Here is an 18397-nt window from a genome sequence, read left to right on the forward strand (position 1 = left end):
GGTCTCAGATGCCAGGTGTGGGGGAGACGCGGGACGGCAGGCTGATCCACGGGCGGTATCGGCTGCTCGACCTGATCGGCCGGGGCGGCATGGGCGAGGTCTGGCGGGCGCGCGACGAGTCGCTCGGCCGGCACGTCGCCGTGAAGTGCCTCAAGCCGCTCGGTCCCGAGCGGGACGAGACCTTCACGGGCGTCCTGCGGGAGCGTTTCCGCAGGGAGGCGCGGGTCGCCGCCGCGCTCCAGCACCGTGGCATCACCGTCGTCCACGACTTCGGCGAGGACGAGGGGACCCTCTATCTCGTCATGGAGCTGCTCGACGGCAAGAACCTCAGCCAGCTCCTCGACGACAACAGGAACCACCCCCTTCCCGTCGACGACATCGTCGACATGGCCGAACAGGTCGCCTCCGCCCTCGCCTACACCCACGAACAGGGCGTCGTGCACCGCGACCTGAAGCCGGCGAACATCGTGCGGCTCGGCGACGGCACGGCCAAGATCTGCGACTTCGGCATCGCCCGTCTGGGCCACGACATCGGGTTCACCGCCCGGCTCACCGGCACCGGCATCGCCATGGGAACCCCGCACTACATGTCGCCCGAACAGATCGGCGGTGATCCGGTCGACGAGCGCAGCGACCTGTACTCGCTGGGGTGCGTGCTCTACGAGGTCTCCACGGGCGCCCCGCCGTTCGACCTGGAGGACGCCTGGTCCGTGCTCGTCGGGCATCGCGACACCGAGCCCGAGGCGCCGCGCGGGCACCGGCCCGAACTGCCCGGCTATCTCGACCGGATCATCCTGGACCTGCTCGCCAAGGAGCCCGAACAACGGCCGCGCGACGCGCGGGAGCTGGCGCGGCGGATCACCGAGGGCGCGCGGTCCGGGCGCGGGACGTACGTGCCGACGGTGCGGGCGGCGCAGCTCGAGCCACGTACGGGCGCGCCCCTGGGGGAGGTGCCCGAACCTCGCGAGCCCCGGCTGCCCTCCTGGACCCGCGGCATGACCACAGGGCACAAGGCCACCGGCGGCCCCGGCCCGCGCGTCACACCCCCGGACACCGCGGCCGGGCTCTCCGGCGAGTGGATCGCGCGCGATGCCGACCGCACCCCCGCCGCTCCGGAGGCGACGGGACGCCCCACACCCGCCCCCGAACTGCTCGCCACCCTCGCCTCCCGGCACAACGCGGGGCTCAGCCTCGGCCGGCTCGGACGCTGGGCCGAGGCGGGCGAGGTGCACCGCGCAGTGGCCGCCGAGCGGGAGTTCGCCCTCGGCCCCGACCACCCCGACACCCTCGCCAGCCGCTACGAGGTCGCCTTCACCCTCAGCCGCACCGGCCGGGCCGCCGACGCGCTGCGCGAGTACCACGGCGTCGTCGAGGGGCGCGAGAGCGTCCTCGGGCCCGAGCACCCCGACACGCTCGGCGCCCGGCAGGAGGTCGCGTACGTCCTCGGAAAGCTGGGGCGGCACTTCGAGGCGCACCAGGTGTACAGCGCCGTGCTCGCCGCCAGGGAGCGGGCCATGGGCCCCGAGCATCCGGACACGCTGCGCTGCCGCCACAACCTCGCCTTCAACCTCAGCAGGCTCGGCCGACTCGAGGACTCCTACCGGATGGCCGACGAGGTCGCCGACGCGCGCGCCCGCGTGCTCGGCGCCGACCACCCCGACACACTCGTGACACGCTGCGAAGTCGGTTACGCGCTCGGCCAGTTGGGGCGGTGGAGCGCGGCTCTGCGGACGTACCAGGAGGTCGCGCAGGCCAGGGCGGGGGCCCTCGGCGGCGACCACCCGGACACCCTCGCCGCCCGCTACGAAGTGGGCATCAGTCTCGGCCGCCTCGGCCGCAGCGCGGAGGCCCTGACGCTCTACCGCGACCTGATCGACGACCGGGCGCGGGTCAGCGGGCCGCAGCACCCCGAGACGCTGCGCGCCCGGCACGGGCTCGGCGTGAACCTCGGCCGCCTTGCCCGCTGGGAGGAGGCCCTCGCGGAGGCCCGCGACGTGTGCGCGATCCGAGCCCGGGTGCTCGGCGCCGACCATCCGGACACGCTCGTCAGCCGCCGTGAGGTCGCCGTGGGCCTGGGCTGGCTCGGCCGCTGGCAGGACGCCCTCGGCGAGTACCGCGCGGTGTCCACCGCCCGCGAACGGGTCCTCGGCGAGGCCCACCCCAGCACCCTCGCCAGCCGCAACGACGAGGCCCACTGCCTGGAGCAGCTCGGTCGCACGGCGGACGCGGTCGCCCTGTACCGCAGAGTGGCGGCATTGCGGCAACAGGGCGCGCCCGGCTGACCGGCGGGACCGCCCTCTGGTCCACCGTGCGCGGCCCGTGTTACCAAGGGCCATGCCCGCACATGATCTCCGCGCCCGCTACGACACGGTCGTCGTCGGCGGTGGCCACAACGGCCTGGTGGCCGCCGCCTATCTCGCCCGCGCAGGACAGTCCGTCGCCGTCGTCGAACGCCTCGGCACGACCGGCGGGGCCGCCGTGTCCACCCGCCCGTTCGCCGGCGTCGACGCCCGGCTCTCCCGCTACTCGTATCTCGTCAGCCTGCTCCCCAAGAAGATCGTGGCCGACCTGGGCCTGCGCTTCGCGACCGCAGGACGCGACGTCTCCTCGTACACCCCGACCGTCCGCGACGGCCGCCCGACGGGACTCCTCGTGGGCGGCGGCGAGCGGCGCACTCGCGCCGCGTTTCGCGAACTCACCGGCAGCGACCGGGAGTACGAGGCGTGGACCCGCTTCTACGAGACGACGCGGCGGGTCGCCGAACGGGTCTTCCCGACGCTCACCGAACCGCTGCCCGCACGGGACGCGCTGCGCGAGCGGGTCGGTGACGAGGACGCCTGGCGGCTGCTGTTCGAGGACCCCATCGGCGTCGGCATCGAGGAGTACTTCACCGACGACCTGGTGCGCGGCGTCGTCCTCACCGACGCCCTGATCGGCACCTTCGCCGACGCCCACGACGCGTCCCTCGCCCAGAACCGCTGCTTCCTGTACCACGTGATCGGCAACGGCACGGGCGACTGGGACGTGCCCGTCGGCGGCATGGGAGCCCTCACGGACGCGCTCGCCGCCGCGGCCCGCTCGGCCGGCGCCGACCTGGTCACCGGGCACGAGGTGACCCGCATCGAGACGGACGGCGCCGAGGCCGAGGTCACGTACAGGACCGCCGACGCCGAGGGCACCGTCGCCGCCCGCAACGTTCTCGTCAACGCCTCCCCGCAGGACCTCGCCCGGCTCCTGGGCGATGCCCCGCCCGCGCCCGCGGAGGGAGCCCAGCTCAAGGTCAACATGTTGCTGAAGCGGCTGCCGCGCCTGAAGGACACCTCCGTGGACCCGCGCGAGGCGTTCGCCGGAACCTTCCACGTCGCCGAGGGGTACGGCCAGTTGGCGACCGCGCACGCCGAGGCGGCGGCCGGTTCACTGCCGAGTGCGCCGCCCTGCGAGATCTACTGCCACTCGCTGACCGACCCGACGATCCTCGCCCCGGACCTGGTCGAACGCGGCTACCAGACGCTCACCCTGTTCGGCCTGCACACCCCGGCCAGGCTCTTCGCCGCCGACAACGACACGGCTCGCGCGGATCTGCTGAAGGCCACCCTCGCCCAACTCGACACGCACCTCGCCGAACCCATCGAGGACTGCCTCGCGCTCGATGACGACGGGCGGCCCTGCATCGAGGCGAAGACCCCGCTCGACCTGGAGCGGGATCTGCGGCTGCCCGGCGGCAACATCTTCCACCGGGAGCTCTCGTTCCCGTACGCCTCCGAGACCACCGGCCGCTGGGGCGTGGAGACCGGGCACGCCAATGTGCTGCTGTGCGGGGCGGGCGCGGTGCGCGGCGGCGGGGTCAGCGGGATTCCCGGGCACAACGCCGCGATGGCGGTGCTCGGCCACTGACCCCACCCGCATGCGCGGATACATCAATCCCGCGAGGCCGTCCAGCCCTTCGCCTCGATGCGGGACGAGTCGGCCGGGCGTGCCTCGTCGAACGCCACCTCGTCCCCGTCGAGGACGCGGATGCCGTCGACGTAGGCGCCCCGGCCGACGTACAGCTGGTCCGTCGCGTAGCGCCAGCGGAGCCGGAGCGACGCCTTGGTGAAGGGGCCCAGGTCGGCGGTGAGGCGGTGCCAGGTGCGGTCGGCGTAGCCGTCGACCGAGCCCGACGGGTGGGTGTCGGCGCGGCCCGTGGTGAACGGCAGCGGTGTCCAGTTCCTGCCGCCGTCCGCCGACGTCTCCAGGAACAGGAAGTCGGAGTGCGGCTCCGTGTCCCACCACAGCTCGCACGAGAGCCGCGCCTCGTCCGAGGCGAGTCTGAGGTCCGGCAGGGTCAGCGTCGCCGACGTGGCACTCGCCATGCCCGAGAACCAGGCGGTGCGGCCGTGTTTGGGCCGCACGGCGACCGCGCGCGCCATGTTGTTGCCCGCGGCGACCCGGGGGGCGGAACCGGACCGCCAACTGCGCACCGGGTGCACCGAGTTGCCGAGGACGATGAGGAACGAGTCGGTCGTCGGGTCGAGCACGAGCGAGGTGCCGGTGAAGCCGGTGTGGCCCGCGGTGCTCGGTGTCGCCATCGCGCCCATGTACCAGTGCTGGTAGAGCTCGAAGCCGAGGCCGTGCTCGTCACCGGGGAAGTCGGTGTTGAAGTTGGTGAACATCAGGTCGACCGACTTCTGGGACAGGATGCGGGCCTTGCCGTAGCTCCCGCCGTTCAGCAGCGTGCGGCCGAGCACCGCCATGTCCCAGGCGCAGGAGAAGACGCCCGCGTGCCCCGCGACACCGCCGAACGCGTACGCGTTCTCGTCGTGCACCTCGCCCCACACCAGGCCGCGGTCCAGGCCCGACCACGGCGCGCGGGCGTCCTCGGTGGCCGCGACCTTGGGCTTCCAGGAGGCGGGCGGGTTGTAGCGGGTGCGGGTCATGCCGAGCGGCCCCGTGATCCGCTCGGGCAGCAGCACGTCCAGACGCTTGCCGGTGAGCTTCTCGACGACGAGCTGGAGCGTGATGAGGTTGAGGTCCGAGTACAGGTACGTGGTGCCCGCCGGATTGAGCAGCGCCTCCTTCCACAGGAGGGCGAGCTGCGCCTCGTGCTCGGACTCCTTGTAGAAGGCGATGTCGGGCCTGAACCCCGAGGTGTGGGTGAGGAGCTGGCGGACCGTCACGTCCTGCTTGCCGCCGCCCGTGAACTGCGGGAGGTACGAGACGACCTTCGCCTCCAGGTCCAGCGCGCCGCGCTCCACCTCCTGCACGGCCAGGATCGACGTGAACAGCTTGGAGATCGAGGCGAGGTCGAAGACGGTGTCGTCGGCCATGTCGATCTGCTGGTCCGCCGGGAACTCGACGCCCGTGTCCGTCTTGTCGTCGTAGTGGGAGTAGCGCACCGCCTTGCCGATCGGCTGGTGCAGCGCGACCGTGCCGCCGCGGCCGGCGAGCAGCACCGCGCCCGCGTACCAGGGGTGCTTCGGCGAGGGGGCGAGGAACTTCTCGGCGTCGGCGACCAGTTGGCGCAGATGGCCCGCGAGGAGCCCGGCGCGCTCGGGGGAGCCGCGCCGCAGGGTCGGCCGGGCCGCCGCGGCCTCGGTGGCGGCCGCGGCGGGCCCGGCGGGGAACGGGGCGAGGGCCAGGGCGCCGCCCAGCGCGAGCCCGGCCGCGCCGAACTGACGCCGGGTCGGGCCGGGGCCCGTGGCGCCTCTGTGTGGTCTGTCCGCTGCTTCGAGTGCTCCGCTCATGGACGAGGCCCTTCTGAAAAATACTTTCGGGATCTACCGAGTCGGATGAAATTTCTCTGTCAGCGCTGCCTCGTGTCAACACTCGTGCGGCACGACCGGCGGTGAAGAATCTGACGCTGCATCAGAAAAGGTCTTCCGTCGTCCGCCGTGCTGCGGCATCCTGCGCGCATGCAGACGGAGCTGAGCAAGAAACTGGGGATCGAGCACGCCGTCTTCGGCTTCACGCCGTTCCCTGCGGTGGCCGCGGCCATCAGCAGGGCCGGGGGCTTCGGCGTGCTCGGTGCGGTCCGCTACGCGGCCCCCGACGAACTCAAACGCGACCTCGACTGGCTCGACGGCCACGCCGACGGCATGCCCTACGGGCTCGACGTCGTCATGCCCGCGAAGAAGGTCGAAGGCGTCACCGAGGCCGACATCGAGGCCATGATCCCGCCGGAGCACCGGGCGTTCGTCCAGGAGACCCTCGCCAAGTACGGCGTCCCGGAGCTCGCCGAGGGCGAGGCGTCCGGCTGGCGCATCACCGGCTGGATGGAACAGGTCGCCCGCAGCCAACTCGACGTCGCCTTCGACTATCCGATCAAACTCCTCGCCAACGCGCTCGGTTCACCGCCCGCCGACGTCATCGCCCGCGCCCACGAGCACGACATCCTCGTCGCCGCGCTCGCGGGCAGCGCCCGGCACGCCCGCAAGCACGCGGACGCGGGCATCGACGTCGTCGTCGCGCAGGGCTACGAGGCCGGCGGCCACACCGGTGAGATCGCCTCCATGGTGCTCACCCCGGAGGCCGTGGAGGCCGTCGACCCGCTGCCGGTGCTGGCCGCCGGCGGCATCGGCAGCGGTCAGCAGGTCGCGGCGGCGCTCGCGCTGGGCGCGCAGGGCGTGTGGCTGGGCTCGGTGTGGCTGACGACGACCGAGGCCGACATGCACTCGCCGGCCGTCACCCGCAAGCTGCTCGCCGCGGGCTCCGGCGACACGGTGCGCTCGCGCGCGCTGACCGGGAAGCCCGCGCGCCAGCTGCGTACGGAGTGGACGGACGCCTGGGACGACCCGGCGGGCCCCGGGACGCTGCCGATGCCGTTGCAGGGCCTGCTCGTCGCCGAGGCCGTGTCCCGGATCCAGAAGTACGAGGTTGAGCCCCTGCTCGGCACGCCCGTCGGACAGATCGTGGGGCGGATGAACGAGGAACGCAGCGTCCAGGCCGTCTTCGACGACCTGACACGCGGCTTCGAGAAGGCGATCGACCGCATCAACAAGATCGCAGGACGGTGAGTGACCAGCATGAGTACACCCCCCAACGGCTTTTGGGCGCAGGCCACCGCGGACCCCGACCGGACGGTCATGGTGGCGCCCGACGGTGCGGAATGGACCGCGGGACGGCTGCACGCCGCCTCCAACAAGATGGTGCACGGCCTGCGCGCGGCCGGCCTCGAACGCGGCGACGCCTTCGCCGTCGTCCTCCCCAACAGCGTCGAGTTCTTCACGGCCTACCTCGCCGCCTCGCAGGCCGGCTTCTACCTCGTACCGGTCAACCACCACCTCGTGGGCCCGGAGATCGCCTGGATCGTCTCCGACTCCGGCGCCAAGGTGCTGATCGCGCACGAGCGGTTCGCCGACGCGGCCAAATCCGCCGCCGACGAGGCGGGCCTGCCCGACAGCCACCGGTACGCGGTGGGCGACGTGGCGAGCTTCCGCCCGTACACCGAACTCCTCGACGGCCAGAGCGGATCGGCGCCCGAGGACCGCACCCTCGGCTGGGTCATGAACTACACGTCCGGGACGACCGGCCGCCCCCGGGGCATCCGCCGACCGCTCCAGGGCAAGCTCCCCGAGGAGGCCTACCTCGGTGGCTTCCTGGGCATTTTCGGCATCAAGCCGTTCGACGACAACGTCGCGCTCGTCTGCTCACCGCTGTACCACACGGCGGTCCTCCAGTTCGCGGGCGCCGCCCTGAACATCGGGCACCCCGTCGTCCTCATGGACAAGTGGACGCCCGAGGACATGCTCCGCCTCATCGACACCCACAGGTGCACGCACACGCACATGGTCCCCACCCAGTTCCACCGCCTGCTCGCGATCCCGCAGGAGGTCAAGGACCGCTACGACGTGACGTCCATGCGGCACGCGATCCACGGCGCCGCGCCGTGCCCCGACCACGTCAAGCGGGCCATGATCGACTGGTGGGGGACCTGCGTCGAGGAGTACTACGCGGCCAGCGAGGGCGGCGGCGCGTTCGCCACGGCCGAGGACTGGCTGAAGAAGCCGGGGACCGTCGGAAAGGCCTGGCCGATCAGCGAGTTGGCGGTCTACGACGACGACGGGAAGCTGCTGCCCGCCGGTGAACTCGGCACCGTCTACATGAAGATGAAGACCGGCGGATTCTCATACCACAAGGACGAGGGCAAGACGAAGAAGAACCGCATCGGCGACTTCTTCACCGTCGGCGACCTCGGCGTGCTCGACGAGGACGGCTATCTCTTCCTGCGCGACCGCAAGATCGACATGATCATCTCGGGCGGCGTCAACATCTATCCCGCCGAGATCGAGTCCGCGCTCCTCACTCACCCCGCCGTCGCCGACGCCGCCGCGTTCGGCATCCCGCACGACGACTGGGGTGAGGAGGTCAAGGCGGTCGTCGAGGTCGCCGAGGGCCGCGAAGGCGGCGACGCGCTCGCGGCCGAGATACTCGCCCACTGCGAGACCCAACTCGCGGGCTACAAGCGGCCCAAGAGCGTCGACTTCATCGAGACGATGCCCCGCGACCCCAACGGAAAGCTCTACAAGCGCCGTCTGCGCGACCCGTACTGGGAGGGGCGGACCAGGGCGGTCTGAGACCGCCCCGGCCCGCGCCGTCCGTCAGCCGCGCACCCGCACCACCTTCAGAGCGGGCGACCTGAGGATGTCCTTCTCGCAGAAGCGCTCCGTGACCCACTTCTTCTTCGCGAAGAGGTGGGTCTGGTCGCTGTAGTGCGGCGAATTCGGGTTCGAGGACTGGGAGTACGTGAGGAGGGTGCGGGCCACCGGGCAGCGCCCGCCGTCCCAGCCGACGGCCTGGATGTAGCTCGACCCGGTGGTGACCTCGGTGTAGCCGCCGCCCGCCGGGTCCCACACCGGCTCGACCTTGTTCCACACGCCGAGCGACTCCGTGCCGCCGTGCACCGGGATGCGGTCGCCGCCGCGCGTCACGAACTGATGGTCGCCGAGCCGCGCGTCCGAGGGGATGTCCGCGGCCTTCAGTTCGGCCACCGCGTCGGCGAGCGCCGTCGCGAAACCGGGCGCCCCGGTGTTCAGCGTGTTCGGCGTCCGTACCGGATCCGCCGCAGAGAACGGCACCTTCCACAGCTGCGCCGCGGGCACCGCCGCCGTCAGCTTCCGCCAGACCCGGTCGAAGAGCAGGGCGCCCCGGCTGTCGGTGTTCATGGTGCGGTCCCACGCGCCGAGCACGGCACATGCCTTCGAGACGTCGACCGCCGTGCCGTCGCTGCCCGTTGCCGTACCGCCGGGCAGCGCCGCGCACGCCTTCGCCGTGTCGGCCGCCGCCAGATCACCGGCCGGCACCCGGTCGGCGAACTGCTGCCGTTGCAGGTCGGCGACCGTCAGCCTGCCCTTTTCCGCCATCCCCGCGACGTCCTCGACGGCGCCGCGCGTGCGCATCGAGCGCTGCGTGCCGATGGTGCCGAAGACCCGTTCGTAGCCGGTGATCGGCTTGTCCGCGTTGGCGAGCCAGGCGCTGTCGTTGGAGTTCTCCGCGTACGGGGCGTCCCTGAGCACCGGCATCTTCGACGGGCCGAAGATCCCCGCCTGCACCGCGTCCTTGTCCCTGCCGAGCGCGCAGTCGCTCTTCGAGCCGTCGAGGACGGCGACACCCGAGGCCGGATACGTCGCCTTGCCGAGTGGCGTCGAGCACGTCGCGGCCAGTTCGTCGGTGATCCGCGGCAGCACCTGCGACTGCGTGAACAGCGAATGGCCCGATGAGTCCGCGGCGATCGTGTTCACCCACGGCAGCCCCTGCGTGCGCCGCAGCGAGCCGAGGACGTCGGCCGTCGAACGGGCCTTGGCGAAACCGAGCGCCGTGTCGGAGGCCCGCAGGTTGACCGCGTTCGGATCGGCAAGCGCGTAGGCCGTCGTCGTGGTCCAGGGGAGCGGGAGCTGTGAGCCGAGGTTCGTGACGACCGGGCCGTAGCGGGTCCACCACTGGCTGCGGGTCACGTCGCCGCCGCCCTTCACGGGCACGGTCACGGACCGCTTCGTCATCCGCTCCTTCTTGCCGTCGACCACGTACGTCGTCGGGTCCGACGGGTCGAGGGTCAGCTGATGGAGGTTGAGCGTGACGCCTGTCGCGACCGTGTGGCTCCACGCGATGTGCGCGTTGTGGCCGATCGAGATGCCGGTGCTGCCGAGCAGTGTGCCGCCCATGACGTTCAGTTCGCCGGGGATCGTCTGCTGCGACTGCCAGAAGCGGCGGCCGCCCTGCCAGGGGTAGTGCGGGTTGCCGAGCAGCAGGCCCCGCTTGTTGGCCGTGGTCGCGCCGCTGAACGCCACCGCGTTGGAGCCCATGTCGGAGTCGTCCTGGGCGAACAACTCCCCGGCGGCGCGGGCGGCATCGGCCTTGTCGGGCTGCGGCGCGGGGCTGCCGGTCGTCGGCGGCTGCGCCGCCGTGATGCCCTCGATGCCGCGCCCCTGCCCGCCGAGCACCGCGAGCGCGAAGCCCCGCGTCGCCACGTCGAGCGAGGTCACCGGCTTCACCCAGTGCGCGCCCCTGCACGCCGGGTCGGTGATCCGGTTCTGCTTCAGCCACGCGTTGTACCCGGCCGCCCAGCCGCGCATGGAGTCCTTGACGGCGCGGCTCGGACCCGCGGGCGCGGGGGTGTCGAGCAGCTTCTCCACGGTGTGTGCCTCACGAACCCCCTTGAAGTACAGGTCACTTGAGAGATTCTTCGTCGCCGACGACAGTGATCCGTCGGGCGCCGCGTCCGGACCGAAGACGCGCGAGCGCTCGCCGCGCAGCGTCACGAACCCGTCGGCGAGCGTGCACACCTGGTCGGCGGCCTGCGCCCACCCGGTGCCGAAGCCGAGGTTCGCGTAGTCCTTGGCGACGATGTGCGGGATCCCGTACTCGGTGTAGCGGATGGTGGCGGACAGGCCGCCGCCGTGCGGACGTGCGTCACGGTCGGCCGCGGCGGACGACACCGAGGCGGTGCCGCTGAGCGCGGTCAACAGGGCGACCCAGAGGGCCGCGAGGCGTCTGTGTCCCGGGCGTGTGCGCATCGTGCTCCCAACTGCGGTGCAGACAGAGTCGGTTGAGCTGGATGAGGCGCCGTTGAGCGTATCAACAGCAGTGGTGCGGGCCACCGGGACGGCGCATCACGAACAGGCCCCGACATGGCGCGCGCAGTGCAGACGCAGCCGCCCGCACATGCGATGCTGCCCTTCCTGAAACGCTCCACAACGGCTCCCCACGGTGAGGGTGTTGCGCGTGCGTCTGACAGGCCGTGCCCGAGAGCATGGGCAGCTCGAACGCCTCCTCGCCGATCTGCGCCGCGGGCTCAGCGGTGTCCTCGTGCTGCGGGGCGACGCCGGGATCGGCAAGACCGCGCTGCTCGCCCATGTGGCCGACGAGGCCGCCGATCTGCAGGTGCTGCGCGTGGCGGGCGTGGAGGCGGAGGCGGGATTCGCCTTCGCGGCCCTGCAACGGCTGCTCGTGCCGTTCCTCGACGAACTGAAACGGCCCGGTGTGCTGCCCCCGGCCCAGCACCAGGCGCTGCGGGTCGCCTGCGGACTGGCCGACGGACCGCCGGCGGACCGGTTCCTCGTGGGGCTCGCGGTCCTCACCGTCCTGGCACAGGCCGCGAAACAGCGCGCCGTGCTGGCCTGCGTCGACGACCTCCAGTGGCTGGACCGCGACTCCTTCGACGTCCTCGCGTTCGTCGGCCGCCGCCTGCACGCCGAGAGCGTCGGCCTCGTCCTCGCCGCCCGCACCGGCGCCGACACCCCGGCGGGCCTGCCGGTCACCGAGGTCGCCGGCCTCGCGGACCCGGCCGCGCTGGAACTGCTGCGTGCGGTGGCCGCCGGGCCGCTGGACACCGGGGTCGGGCTGCGGATTGCGGCGGCGACCGGCGGGAATCCCCTCGCGCTGACCGACCTCGGCCGCGAACTGTCCGAGGAACAGCTCTCCGGCGTGTTCGCGCTGCCCGAACCGCTCCCCGTGGGCAGCGGCCTCCAGGAGCACTACCTGCGCCAGATCCGCGGCCTCCCGGCGCCGACCCGCACCTGGCTGCTGCTCGCGGCGGCCGAACCGGCCGGCGCGCCCGGCTACGTCGCGACGGCCGCCGAACGACTCGGAGTCGGCCCGGACGCCTCGGGACCGGCCGAGGCCGCGCGGCTCGTCGTGGTGCGGGCGGGCATCGAGTTCCGCCACCCACTGGTGCGTTCCGCGGTGTACGCGGGCGCCACCAGCGTCGAGCGGCGCCGCGCGCACCACGCGCTCGCCGAGGCGACCGACCGCCCCGACGACAGCGACCGGCGCGCCTGGCACCGCGCCGCCGCCGCGCCCGGACCCGACGCGGCCGTCGCCGACCAGGTGGAGCTGGCCGCCGACCTGGCCGGCGCACGCGGCGGCCACGCGGCCCGAGCCACCTTCCTGACCCGGGCCGCCGAACTCACGCCGCACGACGGGGCACGCGCCGCGAGGCTCCTCGCCGCGGCCGAGGCGGCCTTCACGGCCGGCGCGCCGCTGCAGACGAAGGTGCTGCTGGACACCGTCGACCTCGGACTGCTGGACGGCGTGGCCCAGGGCCGGGCCCTTCTGGTGCGCGCGGGTGCGCTCCACGGGCTGGCCGAGCCCGACGCGTACGCCAGGGCGGCGGAGCTGTGCCTGGCCGCGTCGGCCGCGGTCGGGGACCGGGCTCCCGAGCTGACCCGTGAGGCGCTCCTGCGGGCCGCCCAATGGACGTTGACGGCGCGGCACCGGGCGCCCGCGACGACGGCCGCCGAGGTCGCGAAGGCGGTGCTCGAACGGGTCAGGACCGAGGGTCCCGCCGACCCCCTTGACCACCTCCTGGACGCCTTCGCCGTGCTCGCGTCGGACGGCCACGAGCGGGCGGTTCCCCAACTGCGGACCGCCCTCGACGCGCTGCTGGCGGCCGACACCACCGACGACGCGATCCTGCGCGGCTACCAACTGGGCGTCTGGTACTCCAGCCTGATCTGGGACCACGAGGCCCGCGAGCGATTACTCCGGCGCGCCGACGCCGTCGCCCGCCGCGACGGTGCCCTGTGGCACCTCGACGGCATCCTGTTGTGCGCCACCATGGCCGAGACCACCCTCGGCCACCTGGCCGCGGCCGACAGCCTGGTCGCCGAGAATCAGCAGATCCGGATGGCGATGGGACTGAGCGCGGCGCAATGGCGGATCTGCCGGAACCCGGAACTCCTCGCCTGGCACGCCGACCCCGACGCCGAACCGGTGGACGACGAACTGCGGCGCTCACTGCGCAACGCCGCCGACCTCGGCAACGGCGCAATGGAGTCTCTGGTGCGCGCCGGCGTGCTGGTCCTGGCGCTCGGCCGCGGCGACTGTGCGGACGCCCGCCCCGTGGCGCACGAACTGGCCCGGCACGACGTGCTCGGGCTGCACTCCCGCCTCCTCCCGTCCGTGATCGAGGTCGGCGTCCGCAGCGGCGACCGGGCGCTGGCCACCGCGGCCCTGCGCACGCTCACGCACCGCGCCACCGCGGCCGGCACCCCCTGGGCGCTCGGCGTGCTGGCGCGCTCCCGGGCCCTGGTCGCCCCGGCCGACGCCGCCGAGCCGCTGCACCGCCGGGCCGTCGAGCTGCTGTCCCGCGCGGACACCGACGCGGACCTCGCCGTCGCGCACCTGCTCTACGGGGAGTGGCTGCGGCGGCGCAGGCGCCGCAAGGACGCACGCGAGCAACTGCGGTCCGCCCTGCGCCTGTTCCGGGACATGCGCGCCGTGGGCTACGAGGCACGCGCAGCCCGGGAGCTGGAGGCCACCGGGGAGCGCGTCGCCGAGACCCGCGCCGGGACCCCGAACCCGCTCACCCCGCAGGAACGGGCCGTCGCCCGGCTCGCCGCGGACGGCTCGACCAACGCCGAGATCGCCGCCCAACTGTTCATCAGCGCCAACACCGTCGACTACCACCTGCGCAAGGTGTTCCGGAAGCTGGACGTGACGTCCAGGCGACAACTCGGCCGGGCGCGGCCCTGAGGAACCGGCTCAGGGGTCCTGAGGAAAAGGCTCAGGACTACGCACCGCTCGTGGTCCGCGCGGCCCGGCCGCCGATGAACGATCGGGCTCCCGCACCAACCCTGCGATCGGGAGTCCCCGCATGCCCTTCGTCACCGCAGTGGACGGAACCCGGATCCACTACAAGGACTGGGGCACCGGCCGCCCCGTCGTCCTGAGTCACGGCTGGCCGCTGAACGCCGACAGCTGGGAGGCCCAGCAACTCTTCCTCGCCACCCACGGGTTCCGCGCCATCGCCCACGACCGGCGCGGCCACGGCCGCTCCGACCAGCCGTGGCACGGCAACGAGATGAACACCTACGCCGACGACCTCGCGACCCTCGTCGACACCCTCGACCTGCGCGACGTCACCCTCGTCGGCTTCTCCACCGGCGGCGGCGAGGTCGTCCGCTACATCGCACGGCACGGCACCGCCCGCCTCGCACAGCTCGTGCTGGTCTCCGCGGTGCCGCCGTTCATGCTCAGGACCGACGACAACCCGGGCGGCGTCCCGGTCGAGGTCTTCGACGCGATCCGTGCCGGTTCCCTCGCCGACCGCTCGCAGCTGTACCGCGACCTGGCCGACGGACCGTTCTTCGGTAACAACCGGTCCGGCGCCGACGTCTCCTCGGGCATCCGCGACGCGTTCTGGCACCAGGGGCTGCAGGCCGGACACCGGGGCGCCTACGAGTGCGTCGCCGCCTTCTCCGCCACCGACTTCCGCCCCGACCTGGACGCGGTGGACGTACCCACGCTCGTCATCCACGGAGACGACGACCAGGTCGTGCCGTTCGACGTGGGCGGCAAGGCCTCGGCGGCCCGGATCAAGAACGCGACGCTGAAGGTCTATCCGGGCGCTCCGCACGGCATCACGGACACGCACAAGGAGCAACTCAACGCCGACCTGCTCGAGTTCCTCGACTCCTGAGTCCCGGCTCCCGAGCCGACCACTCACCGACCCGCGCTGGGAGAAGCCATGAGCGACCCCGACACCATCGTCCTCGTCCACGGGTTCTGGGTGACCCCGAGGAGCTGGGAGCACTGGGTCACCCACTACGAAAAGCGCGGATTCCGCGTCCTCGCACCCGCCTACCCCGGCTTCGAAGCGGAGGTCGAGTCCCTCAACGCCGACACCGGGCCGATCGAGAAGGTCACCGTCCCGCAGATCATGGAGAGCCTGGAGACCCTCATCGGCGGCCTCGACAAGCCGCCCGTCCTCATCGGCCACTCCGCCGGCGGCGTCTTCGTACAGTTGCTGCTCGACCGGGGCCACGGCGCCGCGGGCGTGGCCATCTGCTCCGCGCCGACGGAAGGCGTCGCGGTGCTGCCGCTGACCCAGCTCAAGTCCGCTTTCCCGGTGCTGAAGAACCCCGCGAACCGGCACCGCCCGGTCGGCCTGACCTTCGAGCAGTGGCACTACGCGTTCACCAACACGTTCCCCGAGGAGGAGTCCAGGGCGCTGTACGAGCGGTACGCGATCCCGGCCTCCGGCGCCATCTTCTGGGAGAGCGCCCTGGCCACGCTGCGCCCCGGCCACCAGAGCACCCACGTCGACTACCACAACGGCTCCCGCGCCCCGCTGCTGTTCATGTCCGCGGAGAAGGACCATCTGATGCCGCCCAAGGTGCAGCAGTCCAACGCCCGGCACTACAAGTCGGCCGCGCTCACCGAGATCAGGGAGTTCCCCGGCATGCCTCACCTGCTGCCCGCCGCACCCGGCTGGGAGGACGTCGCCGACCAGGCCCTCGACTGGGCGCTCGCACACGCCCGTTAGCGCGCCCGCCGCGGCGGCGCGACCCGCCGCCCCGGCCCCGGTGAGCGACCCGGCACCCCGCGGATCGTCTCGGACCACCGCCTTGACCCGGCGCCCGTCACCGCACAGGATCACGCCATGACGAGGTCACCTTTCCCCAAGTTCTCGGCTCCGCTCGAGCAGGGGAGGCCCCCTTCCGAGGCTGCCGGCAGCACCGTCGACGGAGTCCTGCGCCGCAGCGCGCGCCGCACCCCGGCGCGCGTCGCCCTGCGCTACGGGCCGCGCGCGTGGACGTACGAGGAACTGGACGACGCCGTCTCCCGCGCGGCCGGCGCCCTGCGCGCCGAGGGCCTCGCGACCGGGGACCGGGTCGGCGCCTACGGGCACAACTCGGACGCGTATCTGATCGGTTTCCTCGCCTGCGCCCGCGCGGGCCTCGTGCACGTCCCCGTCAACCAGAACCTGACCGGCGACGACCTCGCGTACATCGTGCGGCAGTCCGGCACCACGCTCGTCCTCGCCGACCCCGACATCGCGGACCGGCTCCCCGGCGACGTACCGTTGCTGGCGCTGCGCGACGCGGAGGACACGCTGCTCACGCGGCTCGCGGGGAGTGCTCCGTGGGACGGGGCGGCGCCGGCCGCCGACGACCTGGTGCAACTGCTCTACACCTCGGGGACCACCGCGCTCCCCAAGGGCGCCCGGATGACGCACCGCGCGCTCGTGCACGAGTACGTGAGCGCCATCCACGCCCTCGACCTCAAGGAGACGGACCGGCCGGTGCACGCGCTGCCGCTGTACCACTCGGCGCAGATGCACGTGTTCCTGCTGCCGTACCTGGCGGTGGGCGCCACGAACACGATCCTCGACGCGCCGGCGGCCGGGCCGGTCTTCGACCTCGTGGAGGCGGGGGATGCGGACAGCCTGTTCGCGCCGCCGACGGTGTGGATCGGGCTCTCCCAGCACCCGGAGTTCGCCGACCGCGACCTGAGCGGCCTGCGCAAGGCGTACTACGGCGCCTCGATCATGCCGGTCCCGGTCCTCGAACGGCTGCGTGCCCGGCTTCCGGGGCTCGCCTTCTACAACTGCTTCGGGCAGAGCGAGATCGGTCCGCTCGCCACCGTCCTCGGGCCCGACGAGCACGAGGGGCGGATGGACTCGTGCGGTCGGCCGGTGTTGTTCGTCGAGGCGAAGATCGTCGACGACGAGGGCAAGGACGTGCCCGACGGGACGCCCGGTGAGGTCGTCTACCGCTCTCCGCAGCTGTGCGACGGCTACTGGGACAAGCCGGAGGAGACCGAACAGGCCTTCAGGGGCGGCTGGTTCAGGTCGGGCGACCTCGCGGTGCGCGACGGTGAGGGCTACTTCACGGTCGTCGACCGGGTGAAGGACGTCATCAACTCCGGCGGCGTGCTCGTCGCCTCGCGCCAGGTCGAGGACGCCCTCTACACCCACCCGGCCGTCGCCGAGACCGCCGTCGTCGGGCTGCCCGACGAGCGCTGGATCGAGGCCGTCACCGCGGTCGTGGTGCGCGGCGACGCGGAGGTCACCGAGGAGGACCTCATCGCCCACGCCCGCGAACAGCTCGCCCACTTCAAGGCGCCCAAGCGGGTCGTCTTCGTGGACGAGCTGCCGCGCAACGCCTCCGGCAAGATCCTCAAGCGGGAGCTGCGGGACCGGTTCGCGTGAGCGGTGAGCCGTGAGCGGCGTGGGTTCTTCCGCGGCTCAGCCCGTACTCATCCGCCAGCCGCGCTCCATGCGCGTCAGCTCCCGGAACCCGGCGGCGCGCATCAGCTCGAGCCGCCGGCCGTCCTCGGCGTTCTCGTAGGCGAGAAGGCGGTCCACGCCGCTCAGTCGCAGCCACTCGGCGGCCTGGGCGAGCAATTGATGCGCCAGGTCCCCGCCGTCGACGGCCGCGTCGATGTGCAGGTTGCCGATGTCGGCGAGACCGGGTGACCGGCCGATCCGTTCGGGCCGCCCGAGCGCCGTGTCCACCTCGATGAAGGCGACGGCGCGTTCACGGAAGTACGCCGTGATGCGCGTGCCGCACTCGCCCAAGGTGCGCTCGAAGGCGAACTCCCGGCACGGTCGCGGTCGGGGCAGCTCGTCGACCGGTGCGAGCAGCAGCACCTCGGTGCCGCCGGTGTGCCGGAAACCGGCGCGTCGGTGGGCCTCGCGGATGTGCGGCCACGGCCGGGGCAGTCCGCAGACGGCCGGAGCTGGGAGCGCCCCGTCGGCATGGCAGACGCGGGGCCGCGAGCGGGTGAGCTGCGCAAGGCAGGCGGCCATCAGCAGATCCGCGGCCTTCTCGGCGTCGGGCCAGAACGAGGCCGCAGGCCGGTGCACGAACCAGCTGATCTCGGCGGCATCCCGGTAGTCGGCGCCGACGGTGGCGTCGTCCCGGTAACGCAGCAGATGGGCCGCGGCGGCGACATGACGTCGTTGTTCGGCGACGAGCGTGACTCGCTCGACGACCCACGGGTCGGTGATGAACTCGTCGGGCTGCCGCTCCAGACTGCTCAGCACGGTGTTGACGGAGAGGGCGAGGCCGGGGACGACGGCGCCGACATGCGCGTTGATCAGCGCGGTCAGCTGGTCGCGGTCGGCGCGGCGAAAGGGGCGTACCTCGAGCTCGGGGATGCGAATCCTCCGGATACGGAGTGAGGTCGGAGCCCGCCG

The 18397-nt window shown here is 72.5% G+C and carries 11 protein-coding genes; 8 read left to right on the forward strand and 3 right to left on the reverse strand.

Annotated features, from left to right (window positions below):
• The first annotated feature begins 8 nt into the window (after nucleotides 1-8).
• Nucleotides 9-2282 carry a tetratricopeptide repeat protein gene (locus ACIA8D_RS07800; RefSeq protein WP_399229745.1) on the forward strand — a complete coding sequence of 758 codons (2274 nt, stop codon included), beginning with the start codon at nucleotides 9-11 and terminating at the stop codon, nucleotides 2280-2282.
• Nucleotides 2283-2334: 52 nt separating this feature from the next.
• Nucleotides 2335-3894, forward strand: coding sequence for a phytoene desaturase family protein (locus ACIA8D_RS07805; protein WP_399229747.1), 1560 nt, complete (start codon nucleotides 2335-2337; stop codon nucleotides 3892-3894).
• Nucleotides 3895-3917: 23 nt separating this feature from the next.
• Here the strand turns inward: ACIA8D_RS07805 and ACIA8D_RS07810 are convergent, their stop codons facing one another.
• Complete coding sequence (locus ACIA8D_RS07810; RefSeq protein WP_399229749.1) at nucleotides 3918-5723, reverse strand: serine hydrolase; 1806 nt, start codon at nucleotides 5721-5723, stop codon at nucleotides 3918-3920.
• Between the two features lie 168 nt (nucleotides 5724-5891).
• Here ACIA8D_RS07810 and ACIA8D_RS07815 point away from each other — a divergent pair, with 168 nt between their 5' ends.
• Both ACIA8D_RS07815 and ACIA8D_RS07820 read left to right on the forward strand, forming a co-directional pair.
• The gene (locus tag ACIA8D_RS07815; protein ID WP_399229750.1) at nucleotides 5892-6992 is read left to right on the forward strand and encodes an NAD(P)H-dependent flavin oxidoreductase; all 1101 of its coding nucleotides are present in this window, start codon (nucleotides 5892-5894) and stop codon (nucleotides 6990-6992) included.
• A 9-nt stretch (nucleotides 6993-7001) separates the two neighbouring features.
• Complete coding sequence (locus ACIA8D_RS07820; RefSeq protein WP_399229752.1) at nucleotides 7002-8552, forward strand: acyl-CoA synthetase; 1551 nt, start codon at nucleotides 7002-7004, stop codon at nucleotides 8550-8552.
• Between the two features lie 24 nt (nucleotides 8553-8576).
• Here the strand turns inward: ACIA8D_RS07820 and ACIA8D_RS07825 are convergent, their stop codons facing one another.
• Nucleotides 8577-10988, reverse strand: coding sequence for a penicillin acylase family protein (locus tag ACIA8D_RS07825; RefSeq protein ID WP_399229753.1), 2412 nt, complete (start codon nucleotides 10986-10988; stop codon nucleotides 8577-8579).
• Nucleotides 10989-11196: 208 nt separating this feature from the next.
• Between ACIA8D_RS07825 and ACIA8D_RS07830 the strand changes: the two genes are divergently transcribed.
• From ACIA8D_RS07830 to ACIA8D_RS07845, 4 genes are all read left to right on the forward strand, one after another.
• Complete coding sequence (locus tag ACIA8D_RS07830; protein ID WP_399229755.1) at nucleotides 11197-13947, forward strand: LuxR C-terminal-related transcriptional regulator; 2751 nt, start codon at nucleotides 11197-11199, stop codon at nucleotides 13945-13947.
• 121 nt (nucleotides 13948-14068) lie between these two features.
• A complete protein-coding gene (locus tag ACIA8D_RS07835; protein ID WP_399229757.1) occupies nucleotides 14069-14893 on the forward strand; it encodes an alpha/beta fold hydrolase in 825 nt (274 codons plus the stop codon).
• 48 nt (nucleotides 14894-14941) lie between these two features.
• Nucleotides 14942-15739, forward strand: coding sequence for an alpha/beta hydrolase (locus ACIA8D_RS07840; RefSeq protein ID WP_399229758.1), 798 nt, complete (start codon nucleotides 14942-14944; stop codon nucleotides 15737-15739).
• Nucleotides 15740-15856: 117 nt separating this feature from the next.
• Nucleotides 15857-17407, forward strand: a complete 1551-nt coding sequence (locus tag ACIA8D_RS07845) for an acyl-CoA synthetase (protein ID WP_399229759.1) — start codon at nucleotides 15857-15859, stop codon at nucleotides 17405-17407.
• Between the two features lie 36 nt (nucleotides 17408-17443).
• Here ACIA8D_RS07845 and ACIA8D_RS07850 read toward each other — a convergent pair whose 3' ends face one another.
• On the reverse strand, nucleotides 17444-18358 hold the full coding sequence (locus ACIA8D_RS07850) for an N-acetyltransferase (RefSeq protein ID WP_399230180.1): 915 nt from the start codon (nucleotides 18356-18358) through the stop codon (nucleotides 17444-17446).
• Between the last annotated feature and the right edge of the window lie 39 nt (nucleotides 18359-18397).

Origin of the sequence: Streptomyces sp. NPDC051684, assembly GCF_044453445.1 — a bacterium.
In the GTDB taxonomy this organism is placed as follows: domain Bacteria; phylum Actinomycetota; class Actinomycetes; order Streptomycetales; family Streptomycetaceae; genus Streptomyces.